This is a genomic window from Bacteroidales bacterium (genome assembly GCA_035299085.1).
Lineage (GTDB): Bacteria > Bacteroidota > Bacteroidia > Bacteroidales > UBA10428 > UBA5072.
The window spans coordinates 137,301-153,430 of sequence record DATGXG010000024.1; the positions used below are offsets into that span (position 1 = coordinate 137,301).

Consider the following 16,130-nt stretch of genomic DNA (forward strand, 5'->3'; position numbering starts at 1 on the left):
CATGATGTTGAAAGGCGATTACTATTCTAAATGGTTAAGAACCCTGGAGAAAAACCGGGAGATTATACGCTGTGAATTTTCATCGCTGTCAGCTGTTCAGCTCAATTATCATGTTCATATCCACAACTGTTCAATAGTGGAGATACTGAATAACCTTGTGAGAATTCAGAATAAAGTAATCCCAAAAATTGACGGCCATATGGATAAACTTGAAAAAACGACGTTCCGGGTAGCTTATCAGCCGGGGTATTTTTCCGGTTTTTTAATCCGGCTGTCACCCGGTTTGACCTGTAAAACAGGAAATAATGTACTGATTTCTTCTATTGGTGAACTTACAGGAGAACTTTCCGGACAGAATATGAAACTGGAAAACCTTGTTCACCAGTCGGTACAGTATAACATTAATAATCGCATCATCAGGTTCGGATACATGAACATATGGAGGGTAAGTATGGGAGACCTGTTTGACATGGTTACCAAATGCCAGCAAAAACATATAGTACTTGCCCGACGAATCCTGATGCTGCAAAATCTTTAATACACTAACTTTATAAAATGACACGGATAATAAAAACATGTATTCTGCTAATAATGGCGCTATGCGGGATTTCGGTACATGCACAACAGCCAATGTCGGCAGAACAGGCAAAGGACGACCTGAAATATGCTGAACATGCGCTCAAAGAAGCACATCCCGGACTTTACCGGTATAATTCAAAGCAGGAAATCGACAGCCTGTTTGAAGCGGCGGAATCAAAGATCACCGATTCAATGACTCAGCAGGATTTGTACCGGGTTATGGTTCCTGTAATGAGCCGTATCGGGTGCGGACATACAAAGTTCCATCCTGATAACAACTGGAATGATAATTACTTTTTCAACAGGGATAAATTGTTACCATTAAGACTTTATATACAGGGCGATAACGCATATGTTCTCGGCGGATACAGTGATGAAACAATCAAACCCGGTTCAGAAATTCTAAGCATCAACAACCAGCCTGTTTCAGACGTAATCCGCACGATCCTTCCCTGCTCTTTTTCAGACGGGAAAAACACCACATTTAAATTTATTGAATTAAGCAGGTTCTTTAGCGGGTATTATGCCAATATGATCGGAGGTTCCGATTCATTTAAAATTCAGTATTCCGATGGCAATATCAAAACGGTCACGCTTGTAGCCATTCCGTTTGCAGAAATTGAGGCCTTTCAAAAGTCAAAAGAAACCTCCGACTCTCGGCTTAAACCTTATGAGCTGAACTTTTCCGGCAGTGATATTGCCATTCTTACAATACGATCGTTCTGGATGGGCAGTGATAAGAATTTCAGGAAATTCCTTAAAGAGAGTTTTTCATCTCTCAGCGAAAAAGGGGCTCAGAACCTTATCATCGACCTGAGAGATAATGAAGGGGGGAATGATGCGCGCGGAGCCTGGCTTTTATCGTATTTGATGGACAAAGATTTCAGGTATTATGATCGCCTTGAAATGACTACTGATAAAAAGTATTCATTTACCAAAAATGCGCATCTCCCCAGGTTTTATGGTATCCTGAGAAGACTGATTTCAAAAACCGATTCCGGCACTTATTTATGGAAGCACAGTAAAAATCTGAAGGTACAAAAACCCGCTAAGGAACATTTTGATGGCAGGGTGATAGTTTTGATTAACGGCGCTAGTTTTTCGGTTACATCTGAATTTGCCGCTGCAGCGCATTATAACAAAAGAGCCACTTTTATCGGCGAAGAAACCGGTGGCGGATATTACGGGGATAACAGCGGCACATTTGCAATCGTAACTCTTCCGAACAGCAGGCTGAATATAGGAATCCCGCTTGTCGGTTATTATATGGCAGTTAAGGATTATCCCTGGCCTGCACACGGTGTAATTCCGGAAGTGCGGGTAAATCCGACCGTGGAAGATATCATTACCGGGAATGATGTGGTTATGAAAGCGGCACTCAGCTATATTTCAGCTACACGCCATTGACCGTTAAGCCCTGTTACTAATTTCTGTTGAAAATATCCATGATTGATATTATCTTAGAGCAGGATATATCTTCTCATCATGGATGTGTTAAAGAACCTTTTTACTGGTGCCGAAACGGCCAATGCCATATTATACATCAGCCTTACCGCAGTTCTGGGTGTGCTGATAGGCAAAATAAAAATTAAGAGTATTAAACTGGGTATTGCCGGTGTGCTTTTCTCAGGGTTGCTCATCGGGCACCTGGGAGCCAAGGCCGATCCCGAAGTTCTTCACTTTGTGAGGGAGTTCGGGCTTATTTTATTTGTTTATGCGATTGGCATTGACGTAGGACCCAGGTTTTTCAACTCATTCAGAAGTGACGGGTTAAAACTGAATCTTTTTGCCGTGACCATTGTCTTCCTTGGTTTCCTGATTGCGTGGTCGTTTTACAGGTTTGCCGGTGTGCCCTCTGAGGTAGTTACCGGGATAATGAGCGGTGCAGTTACAAACACGCCGGGACTGGGAGCCGCCCAGCAGGTACTTACCGATTCAGGAAACACAGATGCTGCAGCCGTTGCCGGTATGGGATATGCAATTGCCTATCCTTTCGGTGTTTTAGGGATTATTTTATCCATGGTTCTTATCCGGTTGTTTTTCGGTATTAAAGTAGATAAAGAAGTAACTGATTATAAAAACCAGTTTCATTCCCTGCGTCAAAAACTTGAAACGGTTGAAATTTCAATTACCAATCCGAACCTGTTTGGCCAAAAAATCAGCTACATCAAGGAGTTTATTGATAAAGAACTGGTGATTTCACGTATCCGCAGGGACGGAAACGACCTTGTGGCAACTGAAGATCTTGAATTACGAGAGGGAGATACCATTGTAGGAGTGTCGGCACTGCAATACATCCGGAACCTGAAGATAAAAATCGGAGAAGTAAAAATACAGAGCAAACGCGAAATCTCAGGTGACCTTGCCATGTTTCATGTATTGGTTACAAACCGTAAATATGCTGGTAAAACGATCCAGCAGATTGGCATATACCGCCGGTATGAAGCCAATATTACACGAATTTTCAGGGCAGGCACCGAAATCATGCCAACCCGTGATTCGGTTGTTGAATTTGGTGACACGGTGCGGATTGTCGGTAAACGTGAGTTATTGCCGGAAGTAAGGAATGAACTGGGCAATTCGGTTGAAGAGCTGGCACATCCCAACACCATTCCAATTTTTGTAGGCATTGCCCTTGGTGTTATTCTCGGAAGCATTCCCATTTTCATTCCCGGTCTGCCCGCCCCTGCTAAGCTTGGACTGGCAGGCGGTCCGCTTTTGATTGCCATTCTGTTGGGTAACCAGCGCAGATTTAAGAGTTTTGATTTTTATATGACCCCCGGGGCAAATATGATGATCCGTGAATTGGGGATCATTCTTTTCCTTTCGTGTGTGGGCATTTCATCCGGCAAGAATTTCGTAAGCACTATTGTCAACGGTGGTTACATGTGGATGCTCTACGGAGCAGCAATAACCCTTATACCAATCATGATTGTTGCTTCTATAGCAAGGCTTATGAAGTATAATTACCTCAAGATCTGCGGCATTATTTCCGGTGCGATGACGGATCCGCCGGCACTTGAATTTGCAAACAGCCTGGCGCCCGTGCATGCTCAATCCACTGCCTATGCAACCGTTTATCCCCTTACTATGTTTCTGAGAATATTGGCTGCACAGGCATTAATCTTGATAACTTTGTAGTTAACATTAAGTAACCCGCTACCTATGGACCAGGTTCTGATCGTGTACCCCGAAAATATGGGAAGGAATTTCATTCCTCCCGAATATCTTCCTGAAGGAAAAGACGAATATTATCTGCGAAACCTGCAGGCCCGAAAACCCAAATCAGGATGGAGAAATCTGCGTTCGGACGAGGTAGAAAGGCTTGTAAAAAATGTAAACACCTGCGACGACTGGGATAATCTCCTGGTTACTGATGAATTTGACCCGAACCAAATCAAAAACACACGGTTTTTCGGATTGGTAAGAATAGGCCGGTTAAAAAATGTATTCCTGCAGCATCATGACCTGAAAGTGCCGACAGGTATAACCAACAGCCTTATCATTTCAAGTGATATCGGCGACGACTGCGCCATTCATGAGGTGCATTACCTGTCGCACTGTATCATCGGCGACAGGAACATCCTGTTCAATATACAGGAAATGAATACAACCGATCATGCCAAATTCGGTAATGGAATAATAAAAGAAGGTGAACCGGAACAGGTAAGGACATGGCTTGACGTGATGAATGAAACCGGCGCCCGTAAAGTGCTGCCTTTCGACGGGATGATCACGGCCGATGCGTATCTGTGGGCAAAATACAGGGATGACAGCAATCTGCAGGCAAAGCTTTTTGAGATCACACAGAATACTTTTGATCATCGCCGGGGATATTACGGAACCACAGGTGATCAGTGTGTCATCAAGAATTCTTTAATCCTGAAGGACGTTAAAATCGGATCGCATTGTTATATTAAGGGAGCCAATAAGATTAAAAATATAACGATCAATTCCTCGCCCGAAGAACCTACTCAGATTGGGGAAGGCGTAGAGCTCGTGAATGGCATTGTAGGATTTGGCTGCCATATTTTCTATGGCTGCAAAGCGGTTAAATTTATCCTGGGCAGTAATTCAAGTCTCAAGTACGGTGCCAGGCTGATCAACTCGTTTCTTGGCGACAATTCTACCATTTCGTGCTGTGAAGTGCTGAATAACCTGATCTTTCCGGCTCATGAACAGCATCACAACAATTCATTTCTCATAGCCTCAGTAGTGATGGGGCAAAGTAATATGGCAGCCGGTGCTACAATTGGCTCAAACCATAACAGCAGGGCAAATGACAATGAAATTCAGGCCGGAAGAGGTTTCTGGCCCGGGTTATGTACAAGCGTGAAGCATTCATGCCGGTTTGCTTCGTTCACGTTGCTTTCAAAGGCTGATTACCCTGCGGAACTGAATATACCGCTCCCCTTTTCGCTGCTCAACAATAATGCCTCCAAAAACCAGCTTGAAATAATGCCGGCCTACTGGTGGATGTACAATATGTTCGCCCTGGCAAGAAACACCTGGAAATTCCAGAATCGCGACAAACGGATCCATAAAGATCAGCACATCGAATTTGATGCCCTGGCGCCAGACACCATTGAAGAGATTCTTGAAGCCATGCATTTGCTTGAAATCTGGACTGCAAAGGCCTGGCTGCGTCAAAACGGCAAACCGGAAACGTCGCTGAATGAAAAGCAATTGTCGGATAAAGGCCACGAGCTGCTGACAGGGGACGAAAAAACGGCTGATTCACTTGAAATACTCGGTGAAAATCTCGAAAACACCAACCGGAAGGCTGTAATTATAAAAGCTTCCAAAGCCTATAAAGCCTATAAGGATATGCTTTTATATTATGCTGTGAACAACCTGATGGCCTACCTTAATGAAAATAAGAGGGCAGGATTGGAAACCATGAATGCCGATCTGAAGGGTAAGCGAAAAAAGAACTGGGTTAACCTGGGCGGACAGATAATGACAGATGATGACCTTGACAGGCTGAGAAAAGATATAGGATCAGGAAAACTCGCTTCATGGAAGAACATACATAAACGTTATGATACACTATGGAATAAATACCAGGTTGATAAGCAAAAGCATGCCTATTCCATACTTCTTGAACTCACAGGAAAAGACCATGTAACGCCGGGTGAATGGAAGAATGTTCTTGAAGATGCCATAAGAGTTCAGCAGTTTGTCTGTGACCAGGTTTATATTTCAAGAAAGAAAGATTTTGACAATCCTTTCAGAAAGGCCACTTTCCGGAATCCTGATGAAATGAAAGCTGCCATAGGCACTGTGGATGACAATTCATTTATTATCCAGGTAAAAAAGGAAACCGAAGAATATAAAAAGAAAGTGCTGCAGGTAAAAAAACTGGAAGTTCATTAATAAACGGAATTAACCAAAAAGATTAAAACGATGAATATAAAAGATCCCGGGTATTCACGGTACGCTTTGTGCCAGGAGATGATGCAAACACCGGACGTTGTCCGTAATTTCGATCCCGACAGGACTAAAGCTGTGGCCTCCCGAATTAAATCGGTGGGCAGGCTCATGCTTACAGGTGAAGGTTCAAGCCGCATCATGCCTGCAAAAAACACGATCAGGAAAGCGCTTCGGTGGGGACTCGATACAGCGATTTACACAGATGGCTCCAGGCAGGTCAGCCAATATGATCTTTCGAAATTTGCTGTATTCTGTGCCTCAAACTCAGGCAAAACAAAGGAAATCATAACTCTGGCTTTGCAGCTCGCCGGTAAGGGCAATGAAAACCGATATGGACTCACCGCCAATGAAGACACTCCGCTTGAAAAAGCCTGCAATGAAACATGGGTGCTTAAATGCGGCTGGGAAAAGGCGTTAGCAGCAACCAAAAGCGTGGTGGAACAAACGCTCTTTTATGAATCCATTATCTGGAACATAGCAGGCAGGAATATGCGTCCTGAACTCTCAAAACTGGCGGATGCCATGGATCAGGCGCTGAAGGTTTCTATCGATCCGAAAATTATTGATTTTGTAAGGCAGGCGGAAACCATCTATTTTGCAGGGTATAATGATGGTGTAGCTGAAGAGCTTACACTAAAAACAAATGAGATTACGCACAGAAAATCTGATTTTCTCGAAGGAACTTACGCGGCACATGGAATAGAAGAAGTACTTAAAAAGAACGATGTGGTTTTCATCATTGACCCGATAGAAGAAGAAAATGCGAAGTTTGAGGAAGTACTGATAAAAGGCGTTGGCCTCAATGTAGTTGCCATTGCCGATCATGACACTCCTTTCAAAACAATAAAAGTTCCGTCAGCCGGCGAAATGAATCCCTATGTTTTCCTTGCCGCAGGCTGGAACCTTCTTGTTGAAATCGGCCTCGGCACCGGAATCGACTTGGATAAGGCCGAGAGGGCCCGCAAAGTGGGGAATGAGTTTAAACCAGTTTAGTCGGATGTGCTAGGCGAAGTCTAGGCGAAGCCTGTGACTCAAAGTGCTAGGCGAAGTCTCTGACTTCGTCTATACATAACTGATAGTTAATTAACATATTAATGAAGTACCGTTCAGACGAAGTTGAAAACTTCGCCTAGCTTTTCCGTCTGTGCTAGGCGAAGTCTCTGACTTCGTCTATACATAACTGATAGTTAATTAACATATTAATGAGGTACCGTTCAAACGAAGTTGAAAACTTCGCCTAGCTTTTCCGTTTGTGCTAAGCGAAGTCTCTGACTTCGTCTATACATAACTGACACTTAATTAACATATTAATGAGGTACCGTTCAAACGAAGTTGAAAACTTCGCCTAGCTTTCCCGTCTGTGCTAGGCGAAGTCTCTGACTTCGTCTGATCATTATTTTATCGTCCGCCATGGCAATCCCAAATGCGAAATATTCAACAGGCAATCCAATCCTGCATAATACCGCGCACTTGAATAAATATAATCCTCTGGTTTATCAACCCATCCTGCCCGTACCGGATTATTATGCAAATAATCCAGTTTTTCCCGGATAAAATCCGGCGAATACAACTGTATAGCATGATTATTCTGTATCCATACCTGGTATTCCTTATTCCTGGAATGTTGATCGGCTTTAAGTTTAAATCGTTCCAGTATCCATACTCCTCTACTTTCAGGAGTATCGTTAATTGTTTGAATAATATTGTTACTGGTGAATTTTTTGAAATCCCTTAATGTTCCGCTGAGATCACCTTTGATACTTTGCACAATTATATGAAGATGATTTGACATGATAACAAATGCAAAAATATCAAGGCCTTTATTTAATTGACAATAACGTAAACTATCAATTATAAGATCACGGTATATTTTGCGGGTAAAAATATCAATCCAATCTACTATTGTCAGGGTCAGATAGAATATACCTTCCTGATCTTCTATTTGATATCCGGTTGACATATAATGAATTTAGAAATTTTGCACCTAATCTTGAAGTAAACGCCAAACTAAGTCTATAACAGAAGTGCCAGGCGAAGTCTGTGACTTCGTCTGACCGATCTGGCAAACTTAATTTGTAAATGCACTAATAACTAATTAAATATACAATTTTATATAATCCGTTCAGACGAAGTTGCAAACTTCGCCGGGCTTATCCGATAACTTATTATACATCATGTTACTGTTCAGGCGAAGTCTCCGACTTCGTCTGGCATCGCACATCATGATACTGTTCAGACGAAGTCGGAGACTTCGCCTAGCATGACATTATGTTACCGTTCAGACGAAGTCGGAGACTTCGCCTGGCAAGGCACATCATGTTACTGTTCAGACGAAGTCAGAGACTTCGCCTAGCATGACATTATGATACCGTTCAGACGAAGTCGGAGACTTCGCCTAGCATGGGACTTCGCCTAGCATAGGGCGTGAAACAGCGCAACGTTTACTCATACCGCAACGCTTCAACCGGGTTGCGATTGGCGATCCGGTTGATTTGTATGTAGACTGTTACAAGGGCTATTAAAAGGGCGATGATACAGGCGCCGGCAATTATCAATGCATCCATTGACACATGATAGGCAAATGTATTCAGCCAGGCCTTCATCCCAAAAAAAGCAACAGGTGCAGATATGAAACCTGCTATCAAAACAAGGGCCCCGAATTCGGCCGAAAGTCGCATTACAATGCCCTGCGTTGTATCGCCAAGGGTCTTGCGGATTCCGATTTCCTTGATCCTTCTTTCCGTCATAAATGAGGATAAACCCAGCAGACCTATGCATGCTATGAAAATGGCCAGGATGGCAAGGTAAACAAAAGTCCTGGCCAGCCTCTTTTCGTTGTTATACAGGTTTTCATAATTCTGATCGAGGAACCGGTATTCAAACTGATATTCGGGACTCAGCTTATTCCAGGCAGATTCAATGATACGGATTGTTTTTTCAGGATCAGCCTGATCAATCCGGATGTTGACCGTTGAAAGCCAATCCTTTCTTAATCCGATTACTAAAGGACTGATCGGACTGTGCATGGAACGGAAATGAAAGTCTCGTGCTACGCCCAGCACTTCCAGCCGCCGTTCCCCGGTTCCTATGATCGATCCAATAACCGGTTCTTTGAGCCCGAAATAAGCAACTGCCTGTTCATTGATAATGACCTTACCTGAATCGGATGGCGAATCCGGTCTGAAAGTCCTTCCCTCTGCCATAGTTAACCCCATCAGCGTCATGAATTCAGTGTCAGTTCCCAGGTATGTGTAAGGTTTTCTTTCCGTATTGATATCAAGACTCTCTTGCCAGCCTACATTTTCGAGCGATTGAGTGCTGCGAGCCATACCTTTAACTGAAGGATTCTGAAGCAGCATCGACCTGAAAGCTTCATAATGACTATCCAGTGAGCGGTTCATGGGTAAGAGGATAACATTTTCCCTGTTATATCCCGGGTCGCTGCTTCTCATAAACCGCAGTTGTTTATATACTGTGAATGTAGAAATGATCAGGGCTATTGAAATGGTGAACTGAATTATTATCAGAGTGCGCCTGAATAAAAGGGATTCCTTTACTCTCGTCTTCAAACCCTTCAATGTTGTAAGAACATTGAAGCCGGTAAGATACATAGCGGGATAAAATCCGGCCACAACACCAATTGTAAGTGGCAGAAAAAAGACAAGGATTAAAATTCCTGCCCATCCTGATGAAAACAATTCAAGATCGCGCTGCACGAGGCTGTTGAAAACAGGCCTGATCAAGTCCATAATTATGATGCCGATAATCATGGATATGAATGCATATATAACCGATTCACCCATAAACTGAATGATCAGATTTTTCTTTCCGGCGCCGGTTACTTTTCTTACCCCGATTTCCCTTATCCTGGTTCCCGCCTTGGCAATTGCCAGGTTTATGAAATTCACACAGGCAATGATCAGTATGAATACAGCCACAAGCATATAGATGCGCAGCATCGGTTTACTGGCCTTTGTCATGGGAAAATCATTTTTTACCTGGGTAAAATATAATTCTTTCAGCGGCCGGAGTGAGAATTCCGGTTCTCTGTCTTCCCAGAAAATACGACCTTTATAAAAGGCATTGATTTTCTTTTCAAGCAATGTCTTGTCTGCATTTTCTTTTAGCCTGAAATACGTATAATAGTTCCATGTTCCATACTGGTTCAGGAAATCCGGCTGATCATAAAAAGCTGTCAGTGTTTTGAAAGGCGTAACCGCATGTATTTTCAGATGAAAATCTGCTACATCTTCGATAATCCCCGTTACAGTAAGAATAACCTTATTATTTATTTTAAAGCTCCGGCCGACAGGATCATCATTCCCAAAAAGCTTTCGGGCGGTTTCTGTTGTAAGAACAACTGAGTTTGGGGTATTCATACATGTCTGAGGATTCCCGCTAAGAAACCTGAAGGAAAATACATCGAAAAATCCCGAATCTGCGTAGATTAGATTATCAAGCGACAACATTCTGTCCTCTATTCTTACCGTTACATTTCCACCTTCCCAGCAGGAAACCCGTATACCGTTTACAATTTCGGGGAAAGCCGCTGATATTTCAGGAGCGTAGGCGGTTCCGGTCAATGCCCATTCCGGCGTTTCAAGCCTGTATACCGAATGGTAATGTTCATTGAATTTGTCGAATGACAATTCATGGCTCACATAATTGTATACTAGGCCGAATGCAGCTATGCCCAGGGCGAGGCCGGCAATGATGATGACAGAGAAATAGCGGGTGCGGAGAATGTTCCGGATGGCAGTGAGAAAGTAATTCTGAAACATAATATTACCGGTGAAAAGTGAATTTCTTACGATGCGGCACGATTGATGCCAAAACCGTTATTTAATTGTTTTATTGGATTTTACACGGAATCTGATAAAATTAAAATTGTACCGTTTTGAAACAGAGGATGTCCGCAAGTGAACAGGTACTTTACTTCCATGGACTCCATTCCAGCGTCATCCGGTCGCGTGTGCGGATTTTTCCTGTTGTATTGTTCTTCTGGTAGTAACTGATCCCGTCCATTTCGAATGTCGTGGTAATGGTTTCCAATGAGTTCACGACATCCGGAGAATTTTCACTCCCGTTCGCCTTATATACCATGCAAAGCGACTGAAGAATCTGCCCGTTTGCTTTGTCGTAATAACAGGATACGTTTCCATTTTTATTCAGCTCGATGGTTCGTTGCCAGTTTTCAGTTTTGGCAGCGTTGATGAACGAAATTTCATTCAGGTCCTCATTACCGTCATACTTTAATGTGTAGGTTCCGTCGGAAAAATTATTTACCGGTTCATTTTTTCTGACCAGTGTATAAGTGTTGCCTTCCCTGCTGATTGTGTAATGAATGGTGCTGCATACCTTGTTTGGTTCATAGGCTTTCCAGCGTTCACAGTACCTGGCAACCGTGTAATATTTTAAATCCTGTTTTCCGGCGTACTCATAATTCCTGGTTTCGGTATGATTGGTAAAAAGCAGGTTACCCCGTTGGTTGCCCGCAAGCAATGCATAGAACTGGACATAACTTCTTACAGTGATTATCTGTCCCTGATTATTGTAAAAAACTGAATCGACAGGGTTTTTATAGAACATGCCCCTGCTGTTATTCTGGATGATCACCGGCCGGAAAATAACAAGAAGATTTCTGCCCGACCGGTTAAATGTGGCTTTTAGTCTGGGTGTCTGGAAAGAAATAAGCTGGCCTGACCGTTCATCAACTTTGTATTTAAAAATCTTATTGTCAGCGCTGAACCTCGTTTTCCATGGTGTAAAAGGGTCCCTCACACTGAAAGGCATTGTTATGCAGACAAAATCACTTACTGCCGTATCACCGATAACTGACATATCACGAAACCGAAGAATGATTTCATCGGCAGTAGCGGTATAATAAGCGGGGAGCAACCGGTTCAGCTCATTTTTAAGAAACACAACAGAATCATGGATCCGTTGATGCCTGGCCAGGGAATCCTGCACAAATCTTTCCCTGGCAAGTACTGAATCCAATACAAACTGTTCCCTTGCGGCAGAATCGCCTGTAATTGAATCGGTTTGCTGTGAGAGAGCGGTTTGGGTAGGGATCAACATCAGAATGAAAATGAAATAGCGCATGTATAATGGTTTGATATGGTTTGAAATCATAGCAAAGTCCTTCCTGTGCCGGCAGATTGCTTCGTCGCTTCTCATTTTGCTATAATCAAAAATATCACAAGCGACTCGCAATGACGATCCAGCATCCAGTATCCAGCATCCAGTATCAGATATTTAAATTACCTCCAATCCCCTCCAATCCGGTAACTTGGGGAAGGCGGCATGCGGATGCGCCTGGTACCAGAAGCAAACCGATGAAATATCCGACTGTTGCTGCAGGTAACGGCCACCCTGGTGCCATCCCAGGTCCTGAATGGTTATTTTAAGATCTTTCTCAAACCGGATCGGATCGTTTATATGCCACCTGTACAAACCAAAGCGTTGTTGCGATTTGTAGGTTCCATCAGGTCTGATAACCTGTACAAGTCCCGAATACGGTGTACAGAACTCCGTGTATTTACCGTTCCTGTCGAAATTATACGATCCGCAGAAGTAATCCTCAGTTCCTGTTCCGCAGATTGTTGGAAATTTTGAATCGCCGTCAATATAAAATTTGATTTCACCTTCGCCCCACCAGCCGTTGTTGTTAACTCCCCAGGCCAGGTATACGCCCACAAACTGTCCTTTCCCTTTAATACCATCGGCAATAGTATAAACCGATGTTTCATTGGGGTTCGACCTCCTGTATTGTGCGTGAAAATAGGCGGCATCGTCGGGAACATTCGTAAGTGTATAGTCTATCTGGTAATAAAGCGTCATCGGCTCTTCTTCATTGATGTTCTGCATCGTTATTTTACACTTTTTCCTGAACGGCATGGTCCAGTAACAGTTAAATGCACTGCCCGGGTTTACACAAACAGGAAGGGACACTAATGGAGCGTATTCATTCCATCCCATACAGAAGAAATCAGCAATCGGGCATTCTACCGAAGGTTCGGTTTCATCATCCCAGTAAATGCGGATGATGGTAAAACGCCAGGTTCCCGTGGGTGTCATCCATATATGTTCAATGGCGCCGGAACCGTTAATCTCGGCTATTGTGACCGTTTCACCTGATTTAATGCGTATGTAGGGATTTACCTTCCATCCCTGTCCCAGGTCGCGTGCCGCCCATGAGGCATTCGCTTCATTGGGTTTATCTTTATTCACGGGATCTGCCATTCCGCCTTTCCCTTTTTCACCTGTGAAATTCTCGGGACTTATGGAACGCGACTGGGCATTGGACAGGCGAAACAGGTTGCCCATATTGTTTTCAAGTCCGTTGTATGTAACCTGGGAATTTGCCAGGAACGGAATAAGGCACAACGCAAGGAAATAAAAAACTTTTTTGTTCATGGTTCGAATTTTAATGGTTAAAACAGTATTCCGGAATACTATCCTGTAATAAAATTAACTAATATTATTAGAGAATTAACACCCGGAATCATGAAATCAAAACTCCTGTATTGCATTGCCTGTATAATATTGACTTCAGCCTGTTCGAGCCCAAAGCCCGAAGGGCATGAATTTAACGGAACTTACACCGGTGAATACCTTAATCGTATTGCCTTTCCTCTTGGCGGCATTGGCGCTGGTATGATATGCCTCGACGGTAATGGTGCTTTTTCAAGTGTTTCTGTCCGCAATAAACCCGACGTTAATAAAACACCATTTATGTTCGCTGCGCTTACAGTAAAAAATGCTGAAAACGCATCACGGATCCTTGAGGGTCCTGTTCAATCATGGAAGATATTCGGTACTCTCGGAACAGCAAACGGTTCATCACTTTATGGTTGTCCCCGTTATGAATCAGCAAGCTTTGTTTCACGGTTTCCTTTTGCCACCGTTGATCTTTCTGACTCAAGGATGCCTGTTCATGTCGGGATAACCGGGTGGAGTCCGTTTATCCCGGGTGACGCTGACAATTCGGGACTCCCTGTCGGCGCTTTAGAATACACACTCACGAACACATCAGCCAATTCCATTGAGACTGTGTTTTCATTCCATGCCGAGAATTTTATGAGGATTGAAAATGCGAGTGATTTCGGTGGTAACTATGTGGGCAGGGACTCCATAATGCAGATGGAAAGGGGCTTTGTCCTTGAACAGTCGTGTTTCCCCGATAAACCCCAGTATAAGGGGGAGTTTGCCATCATGACCGATGAAAAAGAGGCCACAGTGGATTACTGCTGGTTCCGCGGAGGTTGGTATGATGGCCGGACAAAGCTCTGGAATGATATTTCAGCGGGCAATATGCCATCAAACCCTGTTTCAAAAGGTGCAACGGGTGCTTCCATTTATGTGCCCGTTAATCTGAAAGCAAAAGAATCTAAAACGGTCAGGATATTATTATCATGGTATGTTCCTCATTCGGATATCCGTGTAGGAAGCGGACCTGATGACGAAGCGGTTAAAAAACTGCTTGCCGGCGTTAAATGCAGCGGGAAATCATGTTGTCCCCCGGAAATTACAGCATTGTTTTATGAACCGTGGTATTCAGGAAAATTCAAAGACATTACCGAGGTAGCATCGTTCTGGCAATCAAATTTCGCTGATTTGAGACAGAAATCATCTCTTTTTTCGGAGACTTTTTTCAGCTCCGACCTCCCTGCAGAAGTGCTGGAGGCCGTATCAGCCAACCTGGGCATTCTCAAATCGCCAACAGTTCTGCGGCAGAAAGACGGTAAACTGTGGGCATGGGAAGGGTGCTTTGATAAAAGCGGCTGCTGCAACGGGTCATGCACCCACGTATGGAATTACGCACAGGCCATATCTCATCTTTTCCCTTCGCTGGAACGGACACTCAGGGAGACGGAATTTAAAGAAAATCAAAGTCCCGAAGGCCATCAGACATTCAGGGCCACATTGCCGATCCGTATGAATAATCACGACTGGTACGCCGCAGCTGACGGACAATTGGGCGGTATTATCAAAATGTACAGGGAATGGAGGATCTCCGGAAATACTGAATGGATGAAGAAAATGTGGCCTTCAGTGAAGCAAAGTATGGATTTTTGTATCGAACACTGGGATCCAATGCATACAGGCACTATCGAAGAGCCACATCATAATACCTATGACATCGAATTCTGGGGACCTGAGCCGCTTTGTACCGGCTATTACCTTGCAGCCCTCTCAGCCGCTATGAAACTCTGTGAAGCTACAGGTTCGGATCCTGCCCTTTACAATGAACTTTTCTCGAAAGGCAAAAAATTCATGGAAACGCAGTTGTATAACGGGGAATACTTCTTCCAGCAGGTAAAATACAAGGGATTGAAAGCACCCAATCCTGTTGACTTTTCATCAACCAGTATTGGTGGCATATATTCCCCCGAGGCACTTGCCATACTTGAAAAAGAAGGGCCCAAATACCAGTATGGGACAGGATGCCTGAGTGACGGGATGCTCGGCCTTTGGATTGCCCGTATGAGTGGCATCGAAGACACCATACTCAATCCTGAAAAAGTATCGAATCATTTAGTTGCAGTCCATAAATACAATTTAAAGAAAGATCTTTCCCTGCACGTAAATCCGCAACGTGCATCGTATGCTTACGGTAAAGAGGGCGGATTGCTTTTGTGCAGCTGGCCGAAAGGCGGTCAGCCCACGTTGCCATTTGTATACAGCAATGAAGTCTGGACAGGCATCGAATACCAGGTGGCTTCGCACCTCATGCTGACCGGTCATGTAAACGAGGGCCTCGAAATTGTGAGAGCCTGCAGGGAAAGGTATGACGGCCGTATCCGCAATCCTTTTGATGAATATGAATGCGGTCACTGGTATGCCCGTGCCATGTCGAGTTACGGTCTGATCCAGGGCTTAACAGGGTTGTGGTATGATGCCCTTGACAAAACCCTTTATATCGATTCAAAAATAGGCATCGATTTCAAATGCTTCATTTCAACCGAATCTGGTTTCGGTCTCGCAGGGCTGAAACGGGGAAAACCTTTTCTCGACGTCAGGTATGGAAAGATTGACGTAGAAAGGGTTGTGGTTTCGGGGAAAACCATGTCAATGTAATTTGGTTTCATATGGTTCCAAATTGTTCCAAATTG

At 43.8% G+C, this 16,130-nt stretch carries 10 protein-coding genes; 6 read left to right on the forward strand and 4 right to left on the reverse strand.

The genetic code is table 11. From position 1 onward, the window contains the following. Position 1 precedes the first annotated feature (1 nt). The 5 genes from VK179_07025 to VK179_07045 all read left to right on the forward strand — a co-directional run bounded on the left by VK179_07025 (position 2) and on the right by VK179_07045 (position 7,005). Positions 2-538 (forward strand): hypothetical protein, encoded by a 537-nt coding sequence (locus VK179_07025; GenBank protein ID HLO58476.1) that lies wholly within the window; start codon positions 2-4, stop codon positions 536-538. A 17-nt stretch (positions 539-555) separates the two neighbouring features. Next, positions 556-1,986 (forward strand): S41 family peptidase, encoded by a 1,431-nt coding sequence (locus tag VK179_07030; protein ID HLO58477.1) that lies wholly within the window; start codon positions 556-558, stop codon positions 1,984-1,986. 78 nt (positions 1,987-2,064) lie between these two features. Next, positions 2,065-3,720 carry a putative transporter gene (locus VK179_07035; protein ID HLO58478.1) on the forward strand — a complete coding sequence of 552 codons (1,656 nt, stop codon included), beginning with the start codon at positions 2,065-2,067 and terminating at the stop codon, positions 3,718-3,720. Between the two features lie 24 nt (positions 3,721-3,744). Further along, positions 3,745-5,955, forward strand: coding sequence for a DUF4954 family protein (locus tag VK179_07040; GenBank protein ID HLO58479.1), 2,211 nt, complete (start codon positions 3,745-3,747; stop codon positions 5,953-5,955). A gap of 30 nt (positions 5,956-5,985) precedes the next feature. Beyond that, positions 5,986-7,005: a hypothetical protein gene (locus VK179_07045; GenBank protein HLO58480.1), complete on the forward strand. Its 1,020-nt coding sequence runs from the start codon at positions 5,986-5,988 to the stop codon at positions 7,003-7,005. 400 nt (positions 7,006-7,405) lie between these two features. Here VK179_07045 and VK179_07050 read toward each other — a convergent pair whose 3' ends face one another. The 4 genes from VK179_07050 to VK179_07065 form a co-directional block, all read right to left on the reverse strand. Next, entirely contained in the window at positions 7,406-7,972 is a 567-nt protein-coding gene (locus tag VK179_07050) for a transposase (GenBank protein HLO58481.1), read from the reverse strand. Positions 7,973-8,453: 481 nt separating this feature from the next. Beyond that, a complete protein-coding gene (locus tag VK179_07055) occupies positions 8,454-10,793 on the reverse strand; it encodes an ABC transporter permease (protein HLO58482.1) in 2,340 nt (779 codons plus the stop codon). Positions 10,794-10,944: 151 nt separating this feature from the next. Next, entirely contained in the window at positions 10,945-12,192 is a 1,248-nt protein-coding gene (locus VK179_07060) for a hypothetical protein (GenBank protein HLO58483.1), read from the reverse strand. A gap of 78 nt (positions 12,193-12,270) precedes the next feature. Continuing rightward, complete coding sequence (locus VK179_07065) at positions 12,271-13,431, reverse strand: glycoside hydrolase family 172 protein (GenBank protein ID HLO58484.1); 1,161 nt, start codon at positions 13,429-13,431, stop codon at positions 12,271-12,273. A gap of 90 nt (positions 13,432-13,521) precedes the next feature. Between VK179_07065 and VK179_07070 the strand changes: the two genes are divergently transcribed. Continuing rightward, entirely contained in the window at positions 13,522-16,095 is a 2,574-nt protein-coding gene (locus VK179_07070) for a GH116 family glycosyl hydrolase (protein HLO58485.1), read from the forward strand. Positions 16,096-16,130: the final 35 nt, after the last annotated feature.